The organism is Streptomyces sp. NPDC057287 (assembly GCF_042667905.1).
Taxonomy (GTDB): domain Bacteria; phylum Actinomycetota; class Actinomycetes; order Streptomycetales; family Streptomycetaceae; genus Streptomyces.
The window spans coordinates 209,657-233,479 of record NZ_JBHUYV010000014.1; the positions used below are offsets into that span (position 1 = coordinate 209,657).

Annotated in this window: 23 protein-coding genes and 1 pseudogene; 10 read left to right on the forward strand and 14 right to left on the reverse strand. The window is 72.7% G+C overall.

What is annotated here, in order from left to right:
- Positions 1-166: 166 nt before the first annotated feature.
- From ACFUNE_RS26190 to ACFUNE_RS26200, 3 genes are all read left to right on the forward strand, one after another.
- A complete protein-coding gene (locus ACFUNE_RS26190; protein ID WP_383572826.1) occupies positions 167-1,444 on the forward strand; it encodes an MFS transporter in 1,278 nt (425 codons plus the stop codon).
- Positions 1,445-1,522: 78 nt separating this feature from the next.
- The gene (locus ACFUNE_RS26195; protein ID WP_383572829.1) at positions 1,523-2,500 is read left to right on the forward strand and encodes a pseudouridine-5'-phosphate glycosidase; all 978 of its coding nucleotides are present in this window, start codon (positions 1,523-1,525) and stop codon (positions 2,498-2,500) included.
- A gap of 29 nt (positions 2,501-2,529) precedes the next feature.
- On the forward strand, positions 2,530-3,456 hold the full coding sequence (locus ACFUNE_RS26200; RefSeq protein ID WP_383572961.1) for a carbohydrate kinase family protein: 927 nt from the start codon (positions 2,530-2,532) through the stop codon (positions 3,454-3,456).
- A gap of 16 nt (positions 3,457-3,472) precedes the next feature.
- On the opposite strand, the gene ACFUNE_RS26205 is transcribed toward ACFUNE_RS26200, so the two are convergent.
- Positions 3,473-4,114, reverse strand: a complete 642-nt coding sequence (locus tag ACFUNE_RS26205) for a uridine kinase (RefSeq protein WP_383572832.1) — start codon at positions 4,112-4,114, stop codon at positions 3,473-3,475.
- Between the two features lie 34 nt (positions 4,115-4,148).
- Here ACFUNE_RS26205 and ACFUNE_RS26210 point away from each other — a divergent pair, with 34 nt between their 5' ends.
- Positions 4,149-4,514, forward strand: coding sequence for a nuclear transport factor 2 family protein (locus ACFUNE_RS26210; RefSeq protein WP_383572835.1), 366 nt, complete (start codon positions 4,149-4,151; stop codon positions 4,512-4,514).
- Between the two features lie 13 nt (positions 4,515-4,527).
- On the opposite strand, the gene ACFUNE_RS26215 is transcribed toward ACFUNE_RS26210, so the two are convergent.
- Both ACFUNE_RS26215 and ACFUNE_RS26220 read right to left on the reverse strand, forming a co-directional pair.
- A complete protein-coding gene (locus ACFUNE_RS26215; protein WP_383572838.1) occupies positions 4,528-5,040 on the reverse strand; it encodes a cupin domain-containing protein in 513 nt (170 codons plus the stop codon).
- Positions 5,041-5,128: 88 nt separating this feature from the next.
- Complete coding sequence (locus tag ACFUNE_RS26220) at positions 5,129-5,827, reverse strand: winged helix-turn-helix transcriptional regulator (protein ID WP_383572841.1); 699 nt, start codon at positions 5,825-5,827, stop codon at positions 5,129-5,131.
- Between the two features lie 68 nt (positions 5,828-5,895).
- On the opposite strand from ACFUNE_RS26220, the gene ACFUNE_RS26225 reads away from it, so the two are divergent.
- The 3 genes and pseudogenes from ACFUNE_RS26225 to ACFUNE_RS26235 all read left to right on the forward strand — a co-directional run.
- Entirely contained in the window at positions 5,896-7,107 is a 1,212-nt protein-coding gene (locus tag ACFUNE_RS26225; RefSeq protein WP_383572844.1) for a pyridoxal phosphate-dependent aminotransferase, read from the forward strand.
- A complete protein-coding gene (locus ACFUNE_RS26230) occupies positions 7,104-7,733 on the forward strand; it encodes a peptidase (RefSeq protein WP_383572847.1) in 630 nt (209 codons plus the stop codon). The genes ACFUNE_RS26225 and ACFUNE_RS26230 overlap by 4 nt, the downstream gene beginning before the upstream one ends.
- Positions 7,734-7,789: 56 nt before the next feature.
- A pseudogene (locus tag ACFUNE_RS26235) lies at positions 7,790-8,035 on the forward strand (DUF3574 domain-containing protein); the annotation flags it as partial.
- Between the two features lie 75 nt (positions 8,036-8,110).
- Here the strand turns inward: ACFUNE_RS26235 and ACFUNE_RS26240 are convergent.
- The 3 genes from ACFUNE_RS26240 to ACFUNE_RS26250 form a co-directional block, all read right to left on the reverse strand.
- Positions 8,111-9,388, reverse strand: coding sequence for an SWIM zinc finger family protein (locus tag ACFUNE_RS26240; protein WP_383572850.1), 1,278 nt, complete (start codon positions 9,386-9,388; stop codon positions 8,111-8,113).
- On the reverse strand, positions 9,385-12,270 hold the full coding sequence (locus ACFUNE_RS26245) for a DEAD/DEAH box helicase (RefSeq protein WP_383572853.1): 2,886 nt from the start codon (positions 12,268-12,270) through the stop codon (positions 9,385-9,387). The genes ACFUNE_RS26240 and ACFUNE_RS26245 overlap by 4 nt, the downstream gene beginning before the upstream one ends.
- 119 nt (positions 12,271-12,389) lie before the next feature.
- Positions 12,390-13,430, reverse strand: a complete 1,041-nt coding sequence (locus ACFUNE_RS26250; protein WP_383572856.1) for an SPFH domain-containing protein — start codon at positions 13,428-13,430, stop codon at positions 12,390-12,392.
- Between the two features lie 220 nt (positions 13,431-13,650).
- Between ACFUNE_RS26250 and ACFUNE_RS26255 the strand changes: the two genes are divergently transcribed.
- Complete coding sequence (locus ACFUNE_RS26255; RefSeq protein ID WP_383572858.1) at positions 13,651-14,007, forward strand: hypothetical protein; 357 nt, start codon at positions 13,651-13,653, stop codon at positions 14,005-14,007.
- Here ACFUNE_RS26255 and ACFUNE_RS26260 read toward each other — a convergent pair.
- The 3 genes from ACFUNE_RS26260 to ACFUNE_RS26270 form a co-directional block, all read right to left on the reverse strand.
- Positions 13,989-14,447, reverse strand: a complete 459-nt coding sequence (locus ACFUNE_RS26260) for a DoxX family protein (RefSeq protein WP_383572861.1) — start codon at positions 14,445-14,447, stop codon at positions 13,989-13,991. The genes ACFUNE_RS26255 and ACFUNE_RS26260 overlap by 19 nt on opposite strands.
- Before the next feature lie 145 nt (positions 14,448-14,592).
- Positions 14,593-15,297 (reverse strand): class I SAM-dependent methyltransferase, encoded by a 705-nt coding sequence (locus tag ACFUNE_RS26265; protein WP_383572864.1) that lies wholly within the window; start codon positions 15,295-15,297, stop codon positions 14,593-14,595.
- Positions 15,298-15,357: 60 nt separating this feature from the next.
- On the reverse strand, positions 15,358-16,479 hold the full coding sequence (locus tag ACFUNE_RS26270) for an ADP-ribosylglycohydrolase family protein (RefSeq protein ID WP_383572867.1): 1,122 nt from the start codon (positions 16,477-16,479) through the stop codon (positions 15,358-15,360).
- A 102-nt stretch (positions 16,480-16,581) separates the two neighbouring features.
- Here ACFUNE_RS26270 and ACFUNE_RS26275 point away from each other — a divergent pair, with 102 nt between their 5' ends.
- Positions 16,582-16,878, forward strand: a complete 297-nt coding sequence (locus ACFUNE_RS26275) for a DUF6343 family protein (protein ID WP_383572964.1) — start codon at positions 16,582-16,584, stop codon at positions 16,876-16,878.
- Between the two features lie 28 nt (positions 16,879-16,906).
- On the opposite strand, the gene ACFUNE_RS26280 is transcribed toward ACFUNE_RS26275, so the two are convergent.
- The 4 genes from ACFUNE_RS26280 to ACFUNE_RS26295 all read right to left on the reverse strand — a co-directional run bounded on the left by ACFUNE_RS26280 (position 16,907) and on the right by ACFUNE_RS26295 (position 20,538).
- Complete coding sequence (locus ACFUNE_RS26280; protein ID WP_383572870.1) at positions 16,907-17,275, reverse strand: tetratricopeptide repeat protein; 369 nt, start codon at positions 17,273-17,275, stop codon at positions 16,907-16,909.
- Positions 17,276-17,347: 72 nt separating this feature from the next.
- Complete coding sequence (gene coaE / locus ACFUNE_RS26285) at positions 17,348-17,950, reverse strand: dephospho-CoA kinase (RefSeq protein WP_383572873.1); 603 nt, start codon at positions 17,948-17,950, stop codon at positions 17,348-17,350.
- Positions 17,951-17,993: 43 nt separating this feature from the next.
- Complete coding sequence (locus ACFUNE_RS26290) at positions 17,994-18,932, reverse strand: PAC2 family protein (RefSeq protein WP_383572876.1); 939 nt, start codon at positions 18,930-18,932, stop codon at positions 17,994-17,996.
- Positions 18,933-19,014: 82 nt separating this feature from the next.
- Positions 19,015-20,538 carry a flavin monoamine oxidase family protein gene (locus ACFUNE_RS26295; RefSeq protein WP_383572967.1) on the reverse strand — a complete coding sequence of 508 codons (1,524 nt, stop codon included), beginning with the start codon at positions 20,536-20,538 and terminating at the stop codon, positions 19,015-19,017.
- 342 nt (positions 20,539-20,880) lie between these two features.
- Between ACFUNE_RS26295 and ACFUNE_RS26300 the strand changes: the two genes are divergently transcribed.
- Positions 20,881-21,840: a right-handed parallel beta-helix repeat-containing protein gene (locus ACFUNE_RS26300; RefSeq protein ID WP_383572879.1), complete on the forward strand. Its 960-nt coding sequence runs from the start codon at positions 20,881-20,883 to the stop codon at positions 21,838-21,840.
- 201 nt (positions 21,841-22,041) lie between these two features.
- Here the strand turns inward: ACFUNE_RS26300 and rpsA are convergent, their stop codons facing one another.
- Entirely contained in the window at positions 22,042-23,556 is a 1,515-nt protein-coding gene (gene rpsA / locus ACFUNE_RS26305; protein ID WP_277334515.1) for a 30S ribosomal protein S1, read from the reverse strand.
- Between the last annotated feature and the right edge of the window lie 267 nt (positions 23,557-23,823).

A 23,823-nucleotide genomic window follows, 5' to 3' on the forward strand; every position in this document is an offset into this window, starting at 1 on the left:
GGGGGGGCGCTCCCGGGGATCCGGGGCGCGCTCCCGGCGAGTCCCGGGGGCGCTGTTCCGAGCTCCTCGTCTGCCCCGCGCACCGGCGCCCCCGGCGCCGGGCAGGGACGGACGGGCACCACCCCGCCCCGTTCCGCACGCGCGTGCGAGCTGGCACACTGCGGCGGTGACGACTGCCCCCGCCTCCCGGATCACCGCCTCGGACCTGCCGGCTCTTCAGCGCAGGACCTCTTCCGTCCTCATCGGCAGCCAGATCCTCGGCGGCCTCGGCGTGGCCATCGGTATCGCGCTCGCCCCGGTCCTGGCAGCGGAGGTGAGCGGCTCCGAAGCCCTGTCCGGTCTGGCACCGACGGCCTCCGTGGCAGGCACGGCACTGCTGTCGCTTCCGCTGGCCGCCCTGATGGCCTCCCGGGGCAGGCGGCCCGGGCTGGTCCTGGCCTACCTGATCGGGGCGCTCGGCGCCTGCCTGGTGGTGACCGCCACGGTGGTGGACAGCTTCCCTCTGCTTCTGCTCGGGATGGCCGGGTTCGGTGCCGGCTCGTCGGCCAACCTCCAGGCTCGGTTCGCGGCGGCCGACCTCGCGGAGCCGGACCGGCGGGGCCGGGCGATCTCCACCGTCATCTGGGCCACCACCATCGGTTCCGTACTCGGCCCGAACATCGCCGCCCCCGCGGGCCGGGCCTTCCGGGGTACGGCCGTGCCCGAGACCGCCGGCCCGTTCGCCTGGGCGGCCGGCATCTTCCTGCTCACCGGCCTCCTGGTCGCCGCGCTGCTGCGCCCCGACCCGCTGCTCACCGCCCGGGCGCTGGCGCCCCAGGACAGCGGCTCGGCCGCGAACCGCTCGCTGCGGGCGGGCATCGCGGCCGTCCGCGCCTCCCCGATGGCCCGGCTGGCGCTGGTGACCATCGCGGTGTCCCACACGGTGATGGTCTCCATCATGGTGATGACGCCCGTCCACCTCGGGCACCACGGCGCGGACATCCAGCTGATCGGCCTGGTCATCAGCGTGCACATCGCGGGCATGTACGCCTTTTCCCCCGTCATGGGCCGGCTCGCCGACAAGGCCGGCCGGCTCCCGGTCATCGGGCTGTCCGCCGGGCTTCTGTGCTGTGCCGCCGTGCTCGCCGGCACGTCGGGCGGCGGGCACGCCAGGACGGCCGCGGGCCTGTTCGTACTGGGTCTCGGCTGGTCGGCCGGGCTGGTCGGCGGTTCGGCGCTGCTCACCGAATCGGTGCCGCAGGCCGCCCGGGCCGCCGCGCAGGGGCTCTCCGACCTCACGATGAACACGGCGGCCGGCATCGGGGGCGCGGTCGCCGGGGTGATCGTCTCCGGCCTGGGGTACGGGTGGCTCAACGCGATCGCCGCCTGTCTCCTCCTCCCGTCGGCCGTCCTCGCCCTGCGCAGGGCGGTCGGCGGCCCGGCCGACAGGACCGAGGACGCCTGACGGGGCACCGGCCACGCGGCGTGCGACGGCACGGGCCGTGCGGGTTTGCGGCCCCCGCACCCGCGACAGTGATGGGGCATGCCTCTGAATCCATCGGCACCTCCGTCGCAGGAACCTCCACCGGCACCCGCGTCCCGCAGATCCGTCTCCCACGCCCCGCTGCTCGCCGACGAGGTACGGGAGGCCCTCGCGGCGAACCGCCCCGTCGTGGCCCTGGAATCGACGATCATCGCGCACGGACTGCCACGCCCCCGCAATCTCCAGGTCGGCCGGGAGCTGGAGGAGCTCGTCCGGAAGGCCGGGGCGGTCCCCGCCACCGTCGCCGTGCTGGACGGGCGGGCACATGTGGGACTGGACGGCGCCCAGTTGGAGCGGGTCGCCGGGGATCCGGGCGTCCGCAAGCTGGGCCACCGCGACCTCGCGCCCGCGCTGGCCCTGGGTGCCACCGGGGCCACCACCGTGTCCGCCACGGCCTTCCTCGCGGCGCTCGCCGGTCTACGGGTCTTCGCCACCGGCGGGCTCGGCGGCGTGCACCGCGCCTGGACGGAGACGCAGGACGAGTCCGCGGACCTCCGGCTGCTCGCACGGACCGGGATCACGGTGGTGTGCGCGGGCGTGAAGTCGATCCTGGACGTTCCCGCCACGCTGCAGCGCCTGGAGACCCTCGGTGTCGGTGTGCTCGGTTACGGCACACAGTGGTTCCCGGGCTTCTACCTGAGCAGTTCCGGAGAGCCCGTCGACTGGACGGTCCGCACACCGCAGGAGGTCGCTGCCGTGATGCGGGCCCGGGAGGAGCTGGGCGGGCCACCCGCGGCGCTGATCGTCGCCAACCCCGTACCGGGGGATGAGCAGTTGGACCCCGCGGTGCACGACCGGGTGCTCGCCGACGCCCTGTCGGCCTGCCGGAGGCGGGGGATCACGGGCCAGGCCGTCACTCCGTTCCTGCTGGAGTTCCTGATGCGGGAGACCGCCGGTGCGTCGCTGGAGGCCAATCTCGCGGCCGTACGCGGGAACGTGCGACTGGCCGCGCGGATCGCCGTGGCGGCCACGCGGTGAGCGAGGGGGCCGGCCGGCCGGGCAACCCGGTGGGCGAGGGCGGCGGCGGGCCGGGCGGGGGTGGGCTGCTCGTCGTCGGGGAGGTCGTCACCGACGTGGTCGTACGGCACGGGCCGGCGCCGCTCCACGGCACGGACACGCCCGCGAGGATCACCACGCTGCCGGGCGGTTCCGGGGCCAACACCGCGTGCTGGGCGGTGCGTCGGGGCTGCCGTGACGTGCGGCTGCTCGCCCGGGCGGGGGCGGACTCCGCGGCCTGGCACCGGGACGCGCTGCGGCGGGCGGGGGTGCGCCCGTTCCTGTCCGTGGACGAGGCCGCTCCGACCGGCACGGTGGTGGCGCTGGTCGACTCCTCGGCCGAGCGCACGTTCCTCACCGACAGCGGGGCGGTCCAGCGCCTCTCCCCCGGTGACTGGTCCTCCGCACTGCTCGACGGCGCCGCCCGGCTTCATGTGTCCGGCTACCTCCTCTTCGCGCCGACGAGCCGGGCGACCGCCTCGCTCGCCCTGCGGGAGGCACGGCGCCGGGGCGTCCCGGCGAGTGTGGACCCGGCTTCCGCCGGCTTCCTCGCGGACCTGGGCGCCGCGGCGTTCCTGGACCTGGTCGAGGGGGTCGATCTTCTGCTGCCCAACGCGGACGAGGCCCGCGTGCTGACGGGGCTGCCGGACCCCGCCGATGCCGCTGCCAAGCTGAGCCGTCATGTCGGCCGGGTCGCTGTCACCGTCGGGGACCGGGGTGTCCTGCTGGCTGCCGGCGGGGCGGTGACCGCCCGGGTGCCCGCCGGGGCGGTGCATGTCCCGGTCGACTCGACGGGTGCGGGGGACGCCTTCACCGGAGGCTTCCTCGCGGCCCTCATCGCCGGGGCGGACGATGTCACGGCGGCCTCGCAGGGCTGCCGGGCCGGGGCCGAAGCGGTCGCGACGGTCGGGGGCCGTCCCACGTGGCACCCGGCCTGATCCGGACGGGGAGCCCTCAGACGCCGATCCCCGTCCAGGCGGGGTGGTGCGGGTCGTCGGCCCGGACGACCGCGTCCGCGCGTTCGGCGGGCGCGGTCTCGTCCTCGTACCGCGCGAACGCGGGCAGCGTCCATCGCTCGCCCTCCTCCGTACGCCGTCGCAGCGCGCCCGGGGAGAGGCTCAGGTGGATCCCGAGGTCGAAGGGGAACCAGTGGCCGAGGAGCAGCGGGCCGTGCAGGATCAGCGCTCCGCCCTCGGGCAGCGCCTCGTACGGACTGCGGGTCGCCCGGTCCGTCTCGGGGTTCCAGAGGTCGGGCAGGACCCGGCCGCTGCCGCCGGGCTCCAGGGGCCGGAAGACCTCGCGCCAGAGCGCCCCCGTGTCGAACCAGCTGTCGGCGTAGGAGTCCGGGTCCTTCTTGCCGTACTCGTAGCGCAGGCTGGCCGGGCGCAGGAATCCGCTGGTGGAGACGGTGAGCACCGGGCGTCCGCGGGCGCGCAGGGCCTCGGCGAGGTGTCCCGCGGTCTCTGCGGGGCGGGCTGCCGGAGCACCGTCGACGCCGATCCTCAGCCAGGGCCCGCCGTCGGCCGGTTCGAGTCCGTCGGCGTGGGCGGCGAGGGTGCGGGCCAGCCGGTCCCAGGTGATCGGTTCAAATTGCACGCATCCATCATGACCCTGGCGCAGGATGGTCCGCATGGAACTCGACTTCGCCCGTCGCTTCGCCGCTCGGTGGCAGGACGACTGGAACTCCCACGACCTGGACCGCATCCTCGCGCACTACCACGACGACGTGAGCTTCAGCTCGCCCATGATCGCCCGGCTGACCGGCGACCCGGCCGGGACCGTGCACGGCAAGGAGGCCCTGCGCGCGTACTGGGCGGCGGGGCTGGAGCGGATCCCGGACCTGAGGTTCGAGGTGATGGACGTGCGGGCGAGCGTCGACGCGCTCGTGATCGACTACCTCAACCAGATCGGCGGCAGGGTGAGCGAGGTGCTGACCTTCCGGGACGGCCTGGTCGTGGCGGGCTTCGGCGCCTACGGCGAGACGCCCGCCAACTGACCGGCTGCTCCGGCTACGTCGTCGCCGGGCAGTCCGCCGCGTCGGCGTCGTAGGAGAGTTCGCTGCCCTCGGGGAGCAGGTAGGTCACCCACAGCACGACGGGCTCGGTCCCGAGGTTGCGCCCGATGTGCCGGTGCCGGGTCCCGGACGGCTCGATGAACGATGTCCCGGCGGGTGTCGCCTCGACCGAACAGTCGTCGAGGGTCCGGGTGAGCATCCCGGACTTGACCACGACAATGAGCTGCCCGCTGTGGGTGTGCCAGCCGGTGGAGCCGCCGGGTGCCACGGTGATCTCCCGGAAGGTGACGTCCGTCCGCCCCCTGGGCGTCTTCACCTTGAGCTTGCCCTCGGAGGTGCCCTTGGCCACGACGGTGGCGGTCACCCCGCTGCCCGGCGTGGCGACCGCCACCGCCGGCACGAGACCCAGCGCCGCCACGCAGACCCCCACGAGGGGGACCTTGCGCAGCGCTCTGGGCCGTCTCGCGCTCTCCCCGTTCCTCACACCGGCCGCGCCGTCGAATCCCATGAACGCCTCCTCAGCATCCGCCCGTCCAACGGGTTCACGCTACCGCCGAGTTGGCTGAAAAGCGTCAGATGTGCACGCACCGGGAACTTCAGGTGCGAGCGGACCGGCCGTCGCGGAGCTCGACGGCGAGCGGACCCTCACCGAGCACTTCGGCCCGGCCGTCCTCGACCGCCGCCGCGAGGGTGCACGCACCGCGCGCGAGCTCCAGGGCGGCCTCCGCGCCGAGCACCAGGCACGCGTCGGGGCGGTCGGCCGGACCGTAGCCGTACACCTTGCCCTCCTCCGCCCCGGCGCCGGTACGGATGTGGAAATCCCCCTCCGGGAGCCTGACTTCGAGGACTCCGCCATGGGTGAGGCCGTCCAGGGCCCGCAGCAGCGGCAGTGCGAACCAGTGGGCCCTGACCGCGTCGGTGGGGCGGCGTTCACCGAGGGAGGGCGCACCCCACGCGGCGAGCGCCGTGAGGACCGGGAGCAGGCCGAGGCCGCGCTCGGTGAGTTCGTAGACCGCGGCGGCCGCCGGGGGCGGCAGCCGCCGGCGCACGGCCAGGCCGCCCTGCTCCATGTCCTTCAGCCGGGAGGCCAGCACGTCCGTGCTGACTCCGGGCAGATCGGCGTGCAGGTCGGTGTAGCGACGCGGCCCGGCCAGCAGTTCACGGACGATCAGCAGGGTCCACCGGTCGCCGACCGAGTCGAGGGCACGGGCGGTGGCGCAGAACTGGTCGTAGCTCCGGCGGCGGGCGGGGCGTGCGGGCTGCTGCTGACGTGGCATGCGACGCAGTCTAGACATGTTGTTGGACTTTCCAAGCCCGAGCTTGGTAAAACCAAGTATCGCAATTCGGGTCGGGGAGGCACCGCATGGAGTTCCGGCAGTCCAGCAAGCTCAACGAGGTCTGTTACGAGATCCGGGGTCCGGTCATCGAGCAGGCCAACGCCCTGGAGGAGGCGGGTCACAGCGTGCTCCGCCTCAACACGGGCAATCCGGCGCTCTTCGGCTTCGAGGCGCCGGAGGAGATCGTCCAGGACATGATCCGGATGCTCCCGCAGGCACACGGCTACACCGACTCGCGCGGCATCCTGTCCGCGCGCCGCGCCGTCGCGCAGCGCTACCAGGCGATCGGGTTGACCGACGTCGACGTGGACGACGTCTTCCTCGGCAACGGTGTCTCCGAGTTGATCTCCATGGCCGTGCAGGCGCTCCTGGAGGACGGCGACGAGATCCTGATCCCGAGTCCCGACTATCCGCTGTGGACCGCCGTCACCACGCTCGCGGGCGGCAGGGCCGTGCACTACACCTGCGACGAAGGGGCCGACTGGAACCCCGACCTCGCCGACATGGCCTCGAAGATCACCGACCGCACCCGCGCCATGGTGATCATCAACCCGAACAACCCCACGGGCGCCGTCTACTCCCGCGAGGTCCTCGACGGCATGCTCGACCTGGCGCGCAGGCACGGGCTGATGGTGTTCGCCGACGAGATCTACGACCAGATCCTGTACGACGACGCCGAGCACCACAGCGTGGCGGTCCTGGCGCCCGATCTGCTCTGTCTCACCTTCAGCGGGCTGTCCAAGACGTACCGGGTCGCGGGATTCCGCTCGGGCTGGATGGTGGTGTCGGGACCGCAGCAGCACGCCCGCAGCTATCTGGAGGGGCTCACCATGCTCGCCTCCATGCGGCTGTGCCCCAACGCCCCCGCGCAGTACGCGATCCAGGCCGCCCTCGGCGGACGGCAGTCGATCAAGGAGCTCACCGCTCCGGGCGGCAGGCTCCACGAGCAGCGCAACCGGGCCTGGGAACGGCTCAACGAGATCCCGGGGGTGTCGTGCGTGAAGCCGAAGGGCGCCCTGTACGCCTTCCCGCGCATCGACCCGAAGGTCCACGGCATCGTCGACGACGAGCGGTTCGTCCTGGACCTGCTGCTGCGGGAGAAGATCCAGGTGGTGCAGGGCACCGGCTTCAACTGGCCGCGCCCGGACCACTTCCGCATCCTGACCCTGCCGCACGTCGACGACCTGGACGCGGCGATCAGCCGCATCGGCCGCTTCCTGAACGGATACCGCCAGTGACCTGCCCCACCTGCCCCGTCCCCGTACACACGCAGTTCGCCTCACCGGATCTGGTGGGGGCGATCGTGGAGGGAGGGCTCGATCCGGCCGAGGACCCCCGCTGGGCCGATTCGGGCGCTGCGTCGCCCGCCGAGTACGCGCGCTGGGCAGGTCATCTGTGCGGTGTGACCTGCCTGCGGATGGCGCTCGGCACCGGGGCGCCGCCCCTGTTCGCCCTGCGGGACGGGGCGCTGAAGTACGACGCGTACACCGAGAACGCCGACGGGGTGATCAAGGGGCTCGTCTACGCCCCCTTCGCCCGCTACGCGTCCGAGGTCCACGGTCTCGACGCGGTCGTCCACCGGCACCTCTCCCCCGCCGGGATCCTGGACCTGCTGGACGAGGGCCGTACGGTGATGGCCTCCGTGCACTACGGGATCCGGCACCCGGACCGGCCCGCTCCGGGGCGCGGGGGCCATCTGGTGCTGCTGACCGCCCGTACGGCGGACGGGTCCGGCGTGCACTTCCACAACCCCTCGGGGACGTCGGCCGCGACGCGCACGGCCGACCTTCCGGTGCCGGTGTTCGAGCGCTTCTTCGCGGCCCGCGGGGTCTCCATGCCGCTCATCCCGGCAACGCCCGTCTAGCGGCTCACCCTTGCGGATGGTCCGGCCCGGTTCCTGGTGTCCCGCCGCACGGTTCGTTCGTCGACCGCCGGGTCACACCGGCCTTCCCGGACGGCCTCACGGTCCAGGAGGGCCGCGGGCAGTGGCGCGACTCCCACGGAGTGATCGAGCGGGAGCGTTCGTACGAACTGATCCTGCTGTGCCCCGCGTCGGAGGCGCGCCTGCGCGACCCGCGGATCGAGCGGATCCGCGCCGCTTACGAGAGGGCCTACGCGCAGGACTCGGTGGCCCGGCTGGACGGGCGCACCCTCGCCGACTTCTGAGGCCTGGATGCCTCGGGCGGGCGCTGCGCCGTGCTTCCGGTGCCGGTGCGGAGCTGACGGGCCGACCCGCGCGGCTCAGCCCCGCAGGGCGGTGAGGGCGGCGACCGGGTCGGGGTCCGGCGTGGCGCGGGGCCACCAGTCCTCCTCGCCCGGGTCGGACTCGTAGCCGTACCAGCGGCTGTCGTGCCCGAAACGGAGCTGGAGGGTGCCACCGGTGTTGGTCAGATGGTTGCGCCAGGGCTGGAAGCGCGGGAAGTCGGCCGCGGCGAGGGCGGGACGGGCCCGGTCGAACGGGCCGGCCGGTGGGTCCCACGGGGTCTCCAGCACCTCCAGCCCCTCGGCACCGCCCTGCCGCCAGGCCGCGACGGCGCGGGCCAGGTCGGTCGTGCTGTGGCCGGTGGCGAAGGCCAGCTCGCGGTAGAGCGCCCGGGTCGTGGCGGTGAGCCCGGCGGTGGGACGGGACGCGGCGATCCGTACGGCGTCCTGCCAGGTGCTGAGTCCCGCGAGCGGGTCCTCCCCGGTGGTGAGCAGCGCGTGGGCGCGGGCGGCGGCGTCCGTGGCGAGGTGGTCGAGGCCGAGCGGGTCGCGCGCGCCGGGCAGCTCCGGGTAGGACGGCGGCTCGCCGGGATACGCCGGCACGGGCAGGGGCGCGGGCAGCGGCGGCAGGAAACGGCGGGCCAGCGCCTCCTCGGCCGCGACCGAGGGCATGGCCGGGGCCTCGGGGCGCTCGCGCGCGGAGTGCTCGGCGTTGCGGCGGCCCAGCTCGTCGAGGAGCTCACGCTCGCCTCTCCCGCGCATCAGCAGAAGCACGAACGGGTCGCTGTCCAGGAGCCGTGCCGTCTGGTAGCAGAGTGCCGCCACGTGCTTGCAGGGCCAGCCACGGTCCGGGCAGGAGCAGTCCGGGTCGAGATCGCCGGCGGTGGGCAGCAGCCGGATACCGGCCTCTCCCGCCGTGTCGACCAGGGAGTGCGGCATCTCCTTGTCGAGCAGCGCGGACAGGTGTCCCGGACGTGCGGCGACGGCATCCAGGAGGGTGTCCCAGTCGGCTGCCGGGAACGTCCGCAGGCGCAGCTCCGCGCGGTAGGGGCGGGGGCGGCTGCCGTGGACGTAGGCGATGACCCGGCCGGGGGTGACGGTGACCGCGGCGACGTGGCCGCCGTCCGCGTACGTACGGCCGCGGGCGAGGCGCCCCTCGTCCATCGACAGGTCTTCCAGGGCGTCCACCCAGGCCCTGCCCCACCAGCTGTCCGCGAAGGGCCCGGCGGCGTCGGTGCTGCGGGCGGGCACGGCTTCGAAGGTGCGCCGCAGGTCGTCGGGGCCCGGGCGGGCCGCGGGACCGGCGCCGGGGCTCATGATGCCCTCCGGAGGGAGACCAGATCGGCCAGGTCACGGTCGCTGAGCTCGGTCAGGGCGGCCTCGCCGGAACCGAGCACCGCGTCGGCGAGGACCCGCTTGGACTCCAGCAGTTCGCTGATCCGGTCCTCGACGGTGCCCTCGGCGATCAGCCGGTGGACCTGCACGGGCTGGGTCTGGCCGATGCGGTACGCGCGGTCGGTGGCCTGCTCCTCCACCGCCGGGTTCCACCACCGGTCGTAATGGATGACGTGGGCGGCCCGTGTGAGGTTCAGCCCCGTGCCGGCCGCCTTGAGGGAGAGCAGGAAGACGGGGACCTCGCCGGACTGGAAGCCGTCCACCATCCGCTCCCGCTCGGGAACCGGGGTGCCGCCGTGCAGCAGCTGGGAAGGGATGGCCCGGGAGGCGAGGTGGGCGGAGAGGAGCCGGGCCATCGACACGTACTGGGTGAAGATCAGGACCGAGCCGTCCTCGGACAGGATGGTGTCGAGCAGCTCGTCGAGCAGGGCGAGCTTGCCGGAGCGCCCCGTGAGCCGGGTCGGCTCCTCCTTCAGATACTGCGCCGGGTGGTTGCAGATCTGTTTGAGGGAGCCCAGCAGCTTCATGATCAGCCCGCGCCGTGCGATGCCCTCCGACTGCTCGATGAACGCCATCGTCTCGCGGACGGCCGCCTCGTAGAGCGTGGCCTGTTCCCGGGTGAGGAAGACGGGGTGGTCGGTCTCGGTCTTGGGCGGCAGCTCGGGCGCGATGCCCGGGTCGGACTTCTTGCGGCGCAGCAGGAAGGGGCGGACCAGCCGGGAGAGCCGCTCGACCGCCTCCTCGTTGCCCAGACCGGCGGCGGTGCCGGTGTTCTCGACGATCCTGGCGTGCCGGGCGCGGAAGGCCTTCAGCGGGCCGAGCAGCCCGGGCGTGGTCCAGTCGAGCAGCGCCCACAGCTCGGAGAGGTTGTTCTCGACGGGGGTGCCGGTCAGCGCCACGCGGGCCGGGGCGGGGATGGTGCGCAGCGCCCTGGCCGTCGAGGAGTGCGGGTTCTTCACGTGCTGTGCCTCGTCGGCGACGACCAGTCCCCAGGTGTGGCCGGCGAGCTGCTCCGCGCCGGAGCGCATCGTGCCGTAGGTGGTGAGGACGAACCCGCCGCCGGCACCGCCCAGGGTGCGGTCGGTGCCGTGGAAGCGGCGCACGGGGACACCCGGTGCGAAGCGGTTGATCTCGCGGTGCCAGTTGCCCAGGAGGGAGGCGGGACAGACGACCAGGGTGGGGGAGGCATGGGCGCGGTGCAGATGGAGCGCGATGACGGTGATCGTCTTGCCGAGCCCCATGTCGTCGGCGAGGCAGCCACCGAGGCCGAGCGACGTCATCCGGTCCAGCCAGGCCAGACCGCGCAGTTGGTAGTCGCGGAGGGTGGCGTCGAGACCGGGAGGTGCCGGGAGGGTGGCGTCCTCGTCGAGGATCCGCTCGCGGAGCGCGGCGAGGGCTCCGGCCGGCACGGCCTCGACCTGCTCCCCGTCGACCTCGGCGCTGCCGGTGAGGGCGACGGCGAGGGCGTCCACCGGGTCCAGGAGGCCGAGCTCCCGTTTGCGCGCCTTGCGGACGAGCGCGGGGTCCACGACGACCCACTGGTCGCGCAGCCGCACCACGGGCCTGTGGGCCTCCGCCAGGGTGTCCATCTCGGCCTCGGTGAGCCGGTCGTCGCCCAGGGAGAGCTGCCAGTCGAACGCGAAGAGCTGTTCGGCGTCGAAGAAGGAGGTCCCGTCGGTGGCCGAGCCCGGCGCGGGCCGGACGACGGCTGCCGCGGTGAGCGAGCGGGCGAGCTCCCGGGGCCAGTGGAGCGCCACGCCCGCCGCTGCGAGGCGGGCTCCGGCAGCACCGATCAGCTCGTTGAGCTCGTCCTCGGTGACGGCGAGCACGTCGGGGACGGGCTGGTCCAGCAGCCGCTCCAGCGGCGGCCAGATGCGGGCGGCCCGCCGCAGGGCGAGCACGGCGTCGATCCGGGCCCTCGGCCCGAAGGGCTCGCCCGCACCGCCGGCCCACAGCGTGGCCGCGTCGGTGACGTAGGTCGGATCGGCCAGGCTGTGCACCTGGGTGATGGCGGCGGCGGCATGCCGCGCGGCCGCGGCTCCGGGCGCGTCCTCCTCGCCGTCCTCGCCGGACGCGTCGAAGAGGTCGTACGCGGAGAGGTCGAGCCGGAGCGAGACGCGCACCCCCGCGTCGAGTCCGGCGGCCACCTCGACGGCCCAGGCCCGGGCCTCCGGCAGGTGCTGCGCCTCGCGGGCGGCGAAGGGCGCCCCCAGGGCGTGGGCGGCGGCGGGAGTCCGGGGCAGGGCGTCGGCCACGGCGTCGAGGAACGCGCCGATCAGTGCGCGGGGTTCGGGGACCCGCAGGGGTGTGCCGTCCAGCGGGACCGCGTGGCCTTCGCACGGCATGGAGGCGGCGACCGCCCTGAGGTGGGCGATGTCCTCCGCGTCGCGCGGCCCGGCCCGCCAGGCGTCGTGGTCCCCTGCCGTCAACCCGGGCAGCAGCCTGCCCCGCGCCACGAGGGTGAGGGCGTGCAGGGCCGCCGCTCCCCACGCACGGGTGGCGGGGTGGGCCACGGCACGGTGCCGGGCGTGGGCGAGGAGGGGCAGCGCCTCCACGAGGGGAAGCGCCACGGCGGGCACGGTACGGGTCCGGACGCCCTCCGGTCCGTGCGGGACCACGACGGTGATCCCGGTGACCGGGTACGCGGGGCCGGCGCCGGACAGCGGCCCGGCCCCGGTGGGACCCACGGTCCCGTCGGGGTCCCAGAAGGCGATCCGGCCGTCCCGGGGCAGCTCTCCGGGCAGGAAGACCGCGGCGCACCGCAGCAACGGGTCGACGGCGACGCCCCACGCCTGCTGCCCCATGTCCACCCACCCCTTCCTGCTCGGCCCCGCCGGACGCTGTCACCGCGAGTTTAGGCGGGGGGTGTGACAGCGCCCGCCCCGGCCGTGTCCGCGCGGCTGGAGCGGGCGGACCCCGGTCCTCAGTGACGGGTGAACGGCTCGCTGCCGGACCGCGGCCCGGGATCGAACTCCGGGAGCAGCTCCGGGTCGAACTCCGGCACACCGTCGGGCTCCGGCTTCGCACCCGTGGGAGGGACGTCCGGGAGCGGCCGGTCCGTGAAGGCCTGCTCCGTCACGGACGCGTCCCCGGCCGGCGGTGCCCCGGCGGGGGTTTCTCCGGCGGTCGGTTCCGCGGCCGGAACCGGCTCCCCGGGCGCGGCCGGCCGCTGCTCCCCGGCGCCCACGGGCTGCGGCTGCTGCCCCTGCTGCGCGCGTTCCAGGAAGCGGAGCAGCTCCACCGGGAAGGGCAGGACCAGCGTGGAGTTCTTCTCGGCCGCGACCGCGACCACCGTCTGCAGCAGCCGCAGTTGCAGGGCCGCCGGCTGCGTGGACATCTGCTGTGCGGCCTGGGCCAGTTTCTTGGACGCCTGCAGCTCCGCGTCGGCGTTGATGACCCGGGCGCGCCGCTCACGGTCGGCCTCCGCCTGCCGGGCCATGGACCGCTTCATCGTCTCCGGCAGCGAGACGTCCTTGATCTCCACACGGTCGATCTGCACACCCCAGCCCACCGCGGGGCTGTCGATCATCAGCTCCAGGCCCTGGTTCAGCTTCTCGCGGTCGGAGAGCAGATCGTCCAGGTCGCTCTTGCCGATGATCGACCGGAGGGAGGTCTGCGCCATCTGGGAGACCGCGAAGCGGTAGTCCTCCACCTGGATCACCGCGCTCGCCGCGTCCACCACCTTGAAGTAGATGACGGCGTCCACCCGCACCGTGACGTTGTCCCGGGTGATCCCGTCCTGGGCGGGCACGGGCATCGTCACGATCTGCATGTTCACCTTACGGAGCCGGTCGACTCCGGGAACGATCATGGTGAGGCCCGGGGAGCGCACCTCGTCATGGAGCCGGCCGAGCCGGAGCACCACGCCCCGCTCGTACTGCTTGACCACCCGGGCCGCGGCCATGGCGTACACCAGACCGACCGAGAGCACTGCCACCAATGCGATCAACAGAACCTGGACCATCACGGCCCCCTGCCTCCGGGATGCGTCCCCGCACCCACCCATCACGCCCTATTAACACGATATGCCCGGTACGCCCATTCTCGAACCTCCATCCGGGTGCCCGGGGCCCCGGCCGGCCGCGCACGGGATGCCGGCACCCGGGGGACCGGGCAGGGTGGCCAGCGCCAGCACGTCCCTGTGACGTACCGATGAGCCGGACGAGCAGACGAGGACCCCGCCCATGTCCGTGACCGCGCCCCCCACCGTTCTCCGCCGACGTGCCGGCATCGCCGCCGGTGCGGCTCTCCTCACGCTGGCCGCCACGGGCTGTTCCGGTCTCGGGCGCACGGCGGTCGGACCGGTCTCCTACACCACCGACCGCGACGAGGTCGTCACCGTGCACAGCCCGTCGGTGAAGGGGTGCCACGAGATGGCACGCGGCGGCGCGCGCAAGGTCGAGAACCGGACCCTGATCGACATGATCATGTACACCACCCGCGACTGCTCCGGCCGGGGGACCGCCTACGTGGCCACCACGTTCACCGACGCCAACGCCGCGCGCGCCCTCCCCTGGCGCAGCTACCGGTTCGTCCACTGACCGGAGCGGCGGGGCGCAAGGCCGCGCAGCAGAGCGAACAGCTCCGCGGTCCGCGCCCGCCTGTCCCGGGCGATCAGGAGGGCCAGGACCACGAGCAGGGCGGGCATGACCGCGTTCGGAGGGTCGAGCAACGTCAGCTGGACCACCGACGCGCCGGCGAGCAGCCCGGCCAGAGCGACGGCGGCCACTCCGGCGAGCAGCGGAACCAGCAGGGCCAGCGCACCGGCCAGCTCCAGGCCGCCGATCACGTACATGGCACCGCTGCCCCAGCCCATCCGGTCGAACGACTCGACGGCCGAGGCATGGGCGACGAGCTTGGCCACCGCGCTGAAGCCGAGGAACAGCGCGAGGACCACCCGCGCCCCGGTCAGCGCGACGGAGGCCGCGCGGCGGCGCGGTGTGCGCACGGCGGGTGAGGCGGTTGCGGTGGTTTCGGACATGGCGGTCTCCTCCGAGGGCGTCATGGATGACGTGCGCCGATACGGAGGGCGGCCCCTGCCGCCCGCGCTGTCCGGCGCGTTCGGAGAGGTAGACCGCGCCGCCCCCCGGAACTCATCGCCCCGGGAGCCCCCGGCCCGCCTTGTTTCAGGCCCGCCCGGGGCGGGCCAGCACCCACATGCCGTCCGGGGTGAGGTAGCGGTCGACGACGAGCCCCGCCTCGCCCAGATACGCCTCGAACCGCTCCACGGACAACGCCCGTGACCGGAAGGTCTGGGTCCACCGGGCGTCCTCGAACACGTACTCCGCGCGCACCTCGTCCACCCCGTCGCCCACCGGCTCCGCCGAGAGCATCCGGATGGTGCACCCGGCGGCCCGGTCCTCCCTCTCCCGGGGCAGATCCGTGTGGTAATCGGCGCCCTCCCGCTGGATGAGCACGGCACCGTCGTCCTTCACGTACGTGCGGCAGGCCCCGAGCAGGCCCTCCCTGACCCGGTGATCGCTCGTGTGCACCAGGAACGAGCCGAGCACGACCGCGTCGAACCGTTCCTCCCCGAGGTCCAGCGTCTCGATCGGGCTCCGGACCGTGCGGGCGCCGCGGACGCGCTCCAGCATCTGCTCCGACTCGTCGACGGCGGTCACCTCGAAGCCCCGGGCGACCAGCGGGTGCGTCACCCGGCCCGCCCCGCAGCCCAGTTCGAGCACACTCGCTCCCGGCGGCAGGACCGAGCCGATCACCGCAGGCTCGTCGCCGACGGAGAGGCGGCTGTAGAGCTCGACCGCGCAGCCGTCCGGCGTGATCGACCCACGCCCCGTCCCTGTGTGTCCCTCACGTACCAGTTGTCCGCTCATACCCGCCGGAACGTGCAGGCGCGGGGCGGCGTTCCCGGGCCGCGGGTGGGGCCGGCGCCGTCAGTGCCGCGGGTAGCGGCCCTCGGGCCAGTCCACCGGCTGCTCCAGCTCCATGCACAGGTCGTCGGCGAGCTCGGCGATCACCGACCGCCCCTCGGTGCGCGCCAGCCAGGAGGCCGGCAGCGGAACGTCGCCATGGTGCGCGCCGAGCAGATTGCCGCAGACCGAGCCCGTGGAGTCGCTGTCCCCGGAGTGGTTGACCGACAGGAGCAGCGCTTCGGCGACGTCGCCGGCCTCCGGGAGCACGAGCACGCAGTACACGCCGATGGCCAGCGCCTCCTCCGCGACCCAGCCCTCCCCCAGGGACTCGACCCGCTCGGCGGACGGCCGTCCCCGCACCGCGAGGTCGACCGCCGCACGCAGCGCTGCCGTCGTCTCCTCGTGGCCGCGCCGCCGGCCCAGGAGGTCCATGGCGCGCAGCACGGCCCCCGCCGGCGAGTCGCCCTCCAGCAGGTGCGTGACGATCGCGGCGAGCGCGCCCGCCGCGTACGCCCCGGTGGGGTGGCCGTGCGTGATCAGCGCGCACCGGGCGGCCAGCGAGAAGGCCGTCTCCGCGTCCACGCCCAGCAGCCCGAAGGGAGCCGACCTCATCACCGTGCCGCACCCCTTGGAGTGCGGATTGACGGGGCCCGGCAGGGTGAGCCCCGCACCGGACGCCGGGACGTGGCCGGATGCCAGACCGGTCAGGCACGCGTTGCCGGGCGCGCGGCGCGCGTACAGCCAGGGCTGCTGCCTGAGCCAGCCGGTCCGTACGGGGTCGTCGCCGACGCGCGGGGGCGGGGAGGGATGGTTCTGGGTGTCGAGCCAGCGCAGGTAGGCGCGGCGGACGATCTCGGTCTCCGCTCCCTCGACGCCCTCGGGGACGGCCCGGCCACGGGCCCTGATCAGCCCCTCGACCGTGAAGAGCGTCATCTGGGTGTCGTCCGTGACCCGTCCGACGGCCCCGTCGGGATCCGCGACGGGGCCGCGCACACCCCGCTCCCCGTGGGCGCGGCGGATGCCGTCCAGGGAGAGGAACTCGACCGGGTTGCCCAGCGCGTCCCCGACCGCGCCGCCCAGCAGCGTGCCCCGCACCCTGGACCGGCGGGCGGCGCCGGAGGCCCATGGTGTCGTTCCCCGCATCGTGTGTCCCCGCCCCGTCGCCGCCACTGCCGCTCCCCGTCGTCCGCCCGCCGGTTTCCGTACGCCGTACCGCGGGGTCATGCTGGAGGAGAGGCGATGGTGATGCGAACCGGAAACGAACCGTCCACCGCTCGCAGCCCCCTGCGGATGCGACTGTGGCTGAGTGTATGGGGCATGATCTGGGCCGTCTTCGGCGTGGTGGCCTTCGTGGCGACCGGCCGGGTGGGCTGGGCGACGGCCTGCGCCGTGCTGCTGGTGGTGGCGGTCACGGACCTCTGTTTCGTCGTCCACCACATGCGGCAGGGCCCGCACTACCAGCCCGGCAGGGACGTCCCCCCGTACGAACCCGGCCGGGGCGGCCGGGGTGGACGGAGCGGGCGGAGGCCCTACGTCCCCTGAGTCCTGGCGGGCGGGTGCCCCGGCGCCGTCAGGGGCGGTCGTCGAAGCGGGCGGCCCGCAGGTACTCCGGATTCGGGTCGAGCGCGGCGGCCAGCCGGAAGTGCCGGGTGGCCTGCTCGGGCCGGCCCGAACGCTGGAACGTGCGGGCCAGCGCGAAGTGCGCGAAGGCGTTGTCCGGCTCCCGCTCCAGGACCAGCTCGAACTCGAGCTCGGCCGGGCGGAGTTGAGCGGCGGCGAAGAAGGCCCGGGCCCGCAGCAGCCTGGCCGCCGTGTTCTCCGGATGAGCGGCTATCACCGAGTCGAGCAGCTTGACCGCACCCCGCGGGTCCCGTGCGGCGAGCAGTTGCTCAGCCGCGCGGAAGTCGATGACATGGGTTTCCGGGTTTCTCTCGGGCACGACCTCATCCTTCCCCTCGACTGCCGCACTTCAACGTCCGGCCGGGTGCCCGTATTCCGGCCGGACACCGGGTCAGCCGGTGGCGACCCGGGCGGTGAGGTCCGACCAGACCGTGCGGACCTGCGGTTCCAGATCCTCCAGCGGGCCGTCGTTGTCCACGACGAGATCGGCGACGGCCAGCCGCTCCTCGCGGGTGGCCTGCGCCGCCATCCGGGCGCGGGCGTCGGACTCCGTCATGCCGCGCAGCCGTACGAGGCGGTCGAGCTGGGTCCTGGGCGCGGCGTCCACGACCACGACCAGGTCGTAGAGGGGGGCGAGGCCGTTCTCCGTGAGCAGCGGGACGTCGTGGACGACGACCGCACCGGCTCCGGCGGCCCGCTCCAGCTCGGCGGACCTGGCTCCCACGAGCGGGTGGACGATGGCGTTGAGCGTCGCCAGTCGCGCGGGGTCGGCGAAGACGATCGAGCCGAGCGCCGACCGGTCCAGGGAGCCGTCGGTGTTGAGGATTCCGGGACCGAAGGCCTCGACGACGGCGGTGAGCCCGGGGGTACCCGGCTCCACGACCTCGCGCGCGATCCGGTCCGCGTCGATCAGTACGGCTCCGTAGCGTGCGAGCAGCGTCGAGACTTCGCTCTTGCCGGCGCCGATCCCGCCGGTCAGGCCCACTTTCAGCATGGGACGAGCCTAGCCTCCGGCCGGGGGACGACCGGAGGCGCTCTCAGGAATCGCCCTCACGCTCCGCGAGGAAGCGCTCGAACTCGAGACCGATCTCGTCCGCCGAGGGCAGATCGACCGCCTCCGCGACGAGGTTGCCCCGTGTCTCGGACCCCGCGACCGCGTCGTACTGGTGCTCCAGCCCCTCGACGAGCGAGACCAGCTCCTCGTCGCCCTGGCCGACCTGCCGGGCGATCTCGGTCTGGGTGCGGTGCGCCTCCGTACGCAGCGTGTGCGCGAGGCTCGGCAGGACCAGCCCGGTCGCCGCGGTGATCGCCTCCAGGGCGGTGAGCGCGGCGTCCGGGTAGGCGGACCGGGCGACGTAGTGCGGCACGTGGGTGGCGACACCGAGGACGTCGTGCCCGGCCTCCATCAGCCGGTACTCGACGAGCGCCTCGGCCGAACCGGGGACCTGCGCCTCGTCGAAGAGGCTGCGGTGTCCGGGCATCAGGTCGGTGCGGTTGCCGTGCGGGGTGATCCCTACGGGACGGGTGTGCGGCACGCCCATGGGGATGCCGTGGAAGTTGACCGCGAGGCGGACGCCCAGCCGCTCCACGATCTGCTCCACGGCGGCGGCGAACCTCTCCCACTCCACGTCCGGCTCGGGTCCGGACAGGAGCAGGAAGGGTGCGCCGGTGGCGTCCTGCACGACCCTGACGTCCAGGGTGGGCGCCTCGAATGCCGCCCACCGGTCGCGCTTGAACGTGAGCAGCGGGCGGCGCGCCCGGTAGTCGACGAGCCGGTCGTGGTCGAAGCGGGCCACGACCTGGTGCGGCAGTGTCTCGAGCAGGCCGTCGACGATCTGCTCGCCCGTCTCGCCCGCGTCGATGTATCCGTCGAAGTGGTAGAGCATGACCAGACCGGCCGACTCCTGGGCCAGCGCCATGTCGACGACGGCCAGGCCCTTCGGCTCCCATTCGTACAAACTCTGCGGATCAGGCACGGTTACCGCTCCTCCTCGTGTTCCTGGACAAGAACACCCCGCCCGGCCACGGCATTCCCGCCCCGACCGCGTGTCCTCGCGGTCAGGCGAGGACACGGCTGTGCAGTGCCGTCACCGCCTTCCGCGCGGAGGTGAACGCTCCGTGCTGCCAGGCGTCGGTGTGGCTGAGGTAGTCACCGGCGAAGTACACATGCCCGGCAGGGCTGTTGAGCGGCGCGAAGGCGGGGGCGTCGGGCCCGCCCGACAGGGAGTGCCACGATGCCTCCAGGTACGGGGTCTGGCGCCAGTGGTGGGAGAAGGACGTGGCGAGTTCCGTGCGGTACTTGTCGCCGTGGATCTTGACGCCCTGCGCGACGGCCCGCGCCTCCCTCTCCCGGGGTGCGAGGGCGGCGTAGGCGTCGGCGTTCGAGCCGGTGTTGTAGTAGCCGATGATGGTGCCGCGCTCACCGAGGTGGCCGTAGGACGGGTACCAGATGTGGGAAAGGTCCATGTCCGTCTCCGTGATGCCGCCGAAGATCCGGTGGTCCCTCTCCCACCAGCGGCTCCGGTACTCCAGTCCGATTTTGCCCGCCGAGGACGGCTTGCACGCCTCCAGGGCGCTCTGGACGGCGGGGCCGAGGTTGTGCGTCGTCCTGGCCAGGATGTTGGGCGGAAGGGCGGCGACGCAGTAGTCCGCCTCGATGCGGCGGGTGCGGCCCGCCTGCGTGTAGGTGACGGTGACGCCGTGCGCCGTGTTCGTGATGTCGGTGACGGCCGCTCCGGTGCGGATCCTGCGCTCGCCGATCGCCCTGGTGAGCGCCGCGGGTATCCGGTCCATGCCGCCCACGGGCTGGAACATGAGCATGGCCTGGTCGTACTCGAACTCGAAGGAGAAGTAGCGGCCGACGCCGCTGGCGAAGACCTCGGAGGCGGTCGGTACGGAGCCGAGTTCCTCGCCCGGGGTTCCGGCGGCGGCCGGGTCGACCCGGTAGCCGCGCCGGGGGCTGCCGGTGTAGTCGAGCGTGTCGCCGAGGTCGCCGAACTCCTTGAGGAACTCGACGAGCCGCTCCTGGTCGTCGGCGGTGATCTGCCGGTCGAGGGCGCCCTTGCTCTCGGCCTTGGCGAGGAGTTCGGCGACGTAGCCGTACATGTCGGCCTTGGCGGTGCGGTAGCGCACCGGCGCCTTCATGCCCGCCTTCTCGTTGAAGAGGTAGGCGTTGGCGTTCTCGTTCGTGAACACCTCGACGGGGACTCCGAGTTCACGGCAGTAGTCGAGGGTGACCATCCACTGCGGGATTCGTCCGGGTCCGGCGTTCATGTACTGGCCGTCGCTGAAGCGGGCGGTCTGCCGGTTGCCGTGGGTGTCGGTGGTCGAGTCTCCGCCCCGCACGGTGAAGTTCCGCCCACCGGTGCGGCTCCGCGCCTCCAGGACCGTGCAGTCGTACCCCGCCTTGCTCAGCTCGTACGCGGCGGCGAGGCCTGCGATGCCCCCGCCGACGACGACGACCTTCGCCGCCGCCCTGCCCTTCAGCGAGAAGTCGCCGGGGCTCGGCGCCCGGTAGGCGGGTTCACGGGACGCGGCCCGTGCGGTGGGAGCGAGGCCGAGCGCCCCCATGGTGGCGAACATGGCGCCGGCACCGCCGGTGATGCCCACGTCGCGCAGAAAGCTTCGGCGGCTGGCGCCCGCCGCTACGGGAGAGACCTGTGAGACGCGTGAGGTGTTCGACGTGTGTGTCATTCCCTGGCTCCCCTGGTGATCCTGGCGTTGCGGCGGATCCTGGCAAGCGCTTGTTACGGGCCGTCAGTTACTCGTGTATCCCGCACGTTTCTTTCCCCCGGCACCGGCGGCGGGGGAATTGGTCCAGACCTTGACATGCCCACGCAGCACACTTAGCGTCTCGGGCAGATTCAGAGCCTCGCCCCACATTCACGTACGAGAACGTCTGAACTCCGACGGGAAGGCACCTCCATGCGCACCCGCACGCTGATCCCCGCCCTGCTGACCGCCGCGCTCGCTTCGGGCGCCCTGTCCCTCGCCACGGCCGGCGCCGCGCAGGCGGCGGTCGTCGAGGTGAGCACCGCGGCCCAGCTCAAGGCGGCACTGGCCGCCGCGGTCCCCGGCGACACGATCCGGCTCGCCGACGGCACGTACACCGGCAACTTCAAGGCGACCGTGCCGGCCACCTCCGCCGCGCGGATCACCCTCACCGGGTCCTCCGCGGCGATCCTGACCGCGGGCGGTGGATACGGGCTGCACCTGAACGGAGCGTCGTACTGGACGGTGTACGGCGTCACGGTCACGGGTGGCCAGAAGGGCATCGTGACCGACGCGGCGGCCGGTGTCGTCATCGACTCGGTGACCGTGCACGACCTCGACATGGAGGGTGTCCACTTCCGCACGTCCAGCCGCGACGGCGTCCTGAAGAACTCCCGGATCCACGACACCGGCCACGACGGCCGGGGCATGGGCGAGGGCGTGTACGTCGGATCGGCGGGCGACCTGACCGACCGGAGCGACGGGGTGCTGATACAGGGCAACGTCATAGGCCCGGGGGTCGGCGGCGAGAACGTCGACATCAAGGAGGGCACCACCGGCGCGAGGATCGTCGGGAACACCTTCGACGGCAGCGGCCTGACCGGCGCCAACTACGACGACTCGTGGGTCGACGTGAAGGGCAACGACGTGCTGGTCGAGGGCAACAGGGGCACGCACACCACCGCCAACGGCTACGAGACCCACACCCAGCAGAGCGGCTGGGGCTGCGGCACCGTCTTCCGCGGCAACACCTCGGACCTGAGCGGCGCCGCCGGCGGCGCACAGCTCGCCGTGAACGTCACCAACCAGAGCGCCGCCTGCCGCACCACCGTGTACGGCAGCAACACGGTGACCGGTGGCAAGGGGCTGACGAACATCGCCGTAACGCCCTGAGGCCTCCCGCCGGACACGGACGGGGGCCGAGCCTCCCGCCCGGACAGAGGCGGAGCCCGGTAGAAGCCCCCGCCCGGACACGGTGCCCCCGCGCCCCGGACGTGGCGACCCGGACATGAGTGAGGCCCGCCCCCCGAAGGGGACGGGCCTCACCTACAGCTCCACAGCTACTGCAGCCGATGAGCGACTGGGGTCAGAGCGTCAGCTCTGGCCGCCGGCCAGCTTCTCGCGCAGGGCGGCCAGGGCCTCGTCCGACGCCAGGGCGCCGGAGTTGTCCGCGGACTCCGAGGAGTACGAGCCGCCGCCACCGCTGCCGCCGGAGGCAGCCGGGGCAGCGCCGGCCGGGGCGGCAGCGCCCTCGGCAGCGGCAGCCTCGTCGGCCTCGCGGGACTTGATGACCTGGGCCTGGTGCTGCTCGAAGCGCTGCTGCGCCTCGGCGTACTGCGTCTCCCAGACCTCACGCTGCGACTCGAAGCCCTCGAGCCAGTCGTTGGTCTCGGGGTCGAAGCCCTCGGGGTAGATGTAGTTGCCCTGGTCGTCGTAGGACGCGGCCATGCCGTACAGGGTCGGGTCGAACTCGACCGAGGCCGGGTCGCCACCGAAGGCCTCGTTGGCCTGCTTCAGCGAGAGGCTGATGCGACGGCGCTCGAGGTCGATGTCGATGACCTTGACGAAGATCTCGTCGTTGACCTGGACGACCTGCTCCGGGATCTCCACGTGGCGCTCGGCCAGCTCGGAGATGTGGACCAGACCCTCGATGCCCTCGTCGACGCGCACGAACGCACCGAAGGGAACGAGCTTGGTGACCTTACCGGGAACGACCTGCCCGATCTGGTGCGTACGGGCGAACTGCTGCCACGGGTCTTCCTGCGTCGCCTTGAGCGACAGCGAGACGCGCTCGCGGTCCATGTCGACGTCGAGGACCTCGACGGTGACTTCCTGGCCGACCTCGACAACCTCGGAGGGGTGGTCGATGTGCTTCCAGGAGAGCTCGGAGACGTGCACGAGACCGTCGACGCCACCCAGGTCCACGAAGGCACCGAAGTTGACGATCGAGGAGACGACGCCGGAGCGGACCTGACCCTTCTGCAGGGTCGTGAGGAACGTCTGGCGGACCTCGGACTGGGTCTGCTCGAGCCAGGCACGGCGGGACAGGACCACGTTGTTGCGGTTCTTGTCCAGCTCGATGATCTTGGCCTCGAGCTCCTTGCCCACGTAGGGCTGGAGGTCGCGGACGCGACGCATCTCGACGAGCGACGCCGGGAGGAAGCCACGGAGGCCGATGTCGAGGATGAGACCACCCTTGACGACCTCGATGACGGTACCGGTGACGATGCCGTCTTCTTCCTTGATCTTCTCGATGGTGCCCCAGGCACGCTCGTACTGAGCGCGCTTCTTCGAGAGGATCAGGCGGCCTTCCTTGTCCTCCTTCTGGAGAACCAGGGCCTCGATCTCGTCGCCGACCTTGACGACCTCGTTCGGGTCGACGTCGTGCTTGATCGAGAGCTCGCGGCTCGGGATGACACCTTCGGTCTTGTAACCGATGTCGAGGAGGACCTCGTCGCGGTCAACCTTGACGATGACTCCGTCAACGATGTCGCCGTCGTTGAAGTACTTGATCGTCTCGTCGATCGCCGCGAGGAACGCGTCCGCGTCGCCGATGTCGTTGACCGCAACCTGCGGAGTGGTGGCGGTGGTCTCGGTGCTGCTCGTCATGTGGGAAAGGGCTCCGGTACGGACAGTGAGTCGTAGGTACTGCTACGCCGAAAGCCCTTATCGCCTCTGCAGAAGCCGGACAGCCTGGAAAGCACCGATCCGGCAACCGGAAGGTGCCTCGACAACCGAGGGGACATGCAACAGACGCGAGCGCGGCCTGCTAGGTCTGAAGCGCGCAGGCTCGCAGCGCAACTTGTAGCATACGGGGGCAGCCGGACAGGGTCAATGCGCGAAGGCGCACACCCGGGGCACAACCCCCCATTCCCG

What these genes read in the sequence shown, in the direction of transcription:
- ACFUNE_RS26195 (WP_383572829.1), top strand. Translation starts at nt 1,523, where the DNA reads ATGCCTCTGAATCCATCGGCACCTCCGTCGCAGGAACCTCCACCGGCA.
- ACFUNE_RS26210 (WP_383572835.1), top strand. Translation starts at nt 4,149, where the DNA reads ATGGAACTCGACTTCGCCCGTCGCTTCGCCGCTCGGTGGCAGGACGAC.
- ACFUNE_RS26215 (WP_383572838.1), bottom strand. Translation starts at nt 5,040, where the DNA reads ATGGGATTCGACGGCGCGGCCGGTGTGAGGAACGGGGAGAGCGCGAGA.
- ACFUNE_RS26220 (WP_383572841.1), bottom strand. Translation starts at nt 5,827, where the DNA reads ATGTCTAGACTGCGTCGCATGCCACGTCAGCAGCAGCCCGCACGCCCC.
- ACFUNE_RS26225 (WP_383572844.1), top strand. Translation starts at nt 5,896, where the DNA reads ATGGAGTTCCGGCAGTCCAGCAAGCTCAACGAGGTCTGTTACGAGATC.
- ACFUNE_RS26240 (WP_383572850.1), bottom strand. Translation starts at nt 9,388, where the DNA reads ATGAGCCCCGGCGCCGGTCCCGCGGCCCGCCCGGGCCCCGACGACCTG.
- ACFUNE_RS26245 (WP_383572853.1), bottom strand. Translation starts at nt 12,270, where the DNA reads ATGGGGCAGCAGGCGTGGGGCGTCGCCGTCGACCCGTTGCTGCGGTGC.
- ACFUNE_RS26250 (WP_383572856.1), bottom strand. Translation starts at nt 13,430, where the DNA reads ATGGTCCAGGTTCTGTTGATCGCATTGGTGGCAGTGCTCTCGGTCGGT.
- ACFUNE_RS26255 (WP_383572858.1), top strand. Translation starts at nt 13,651, where the DNA reads ATGTCCGTGACCGCGCCCCCCACCGTTCTCCGCCGACGTGCCGGCATC.
- ACFUNE_RS26260 (WP_383572861.1), bottom strand. Translation starts at nt 14,447, where the DNA reads ATGTCCGAAACCACCGCAACCGCCTCACCCGCCGTGCGCACACCGCGC.
- ACFUNE_RS26265 (WP_383572864.1), bottom strand. Translation starts at nt 15,297, where the DNA reads ATGAGCGGACAACTGGTACGTGAGGGACACACAGGGACGGGGCGTGGG.
- ACFUNE_RS26270 (WP_383572867.1), bottom strand. Translation starts at nt 16,479, where the DNA reads ATGCGGGGAACGACACCATGGGCCTCCGGCGCCGCCCGCCGGTCCAGG.
- ACFUNE_RS26275 (WP_383572964.1), top strand. Translation starts at nt 16,582, where the DNA reads ATGCGAACCGGAAACGAACCGTCCACCGCTCGCAGCCCCCTGCGGATG.
- coaE (WP_383572873.1), bottom strand. Translation starts at nt 17,950, where the DNA reads ATGCTGAAAGTGGGCCTGACCGGCGGGATCGGCGCCGGCAAGAGCGAA.
- ACFUNE_RS26295 (WP_383572967.1), bottom strand. Translation starts at nt 20,538, where the DNA reads ATGTTCGCCACCATGGGGGCGCTCGGCCTCGCTCCCACCGCACGGGCC.
- ACFUNE_RS26300 (WP_383572879.1), top strand. Translation starts at nt 20,881, where the DNA reads ATGCGCACCCGCACGCTGATCCCCGCCCTGCTGACCGCCGCGCTCGCT.
- rpsA (WP_277334515.1), bottom strand. Translation starts at nt 23,556, where the DNA reads ATGACGAGCAGCACCGAGACCACCGCCACCACTCCGCAGGTTGCGGTC.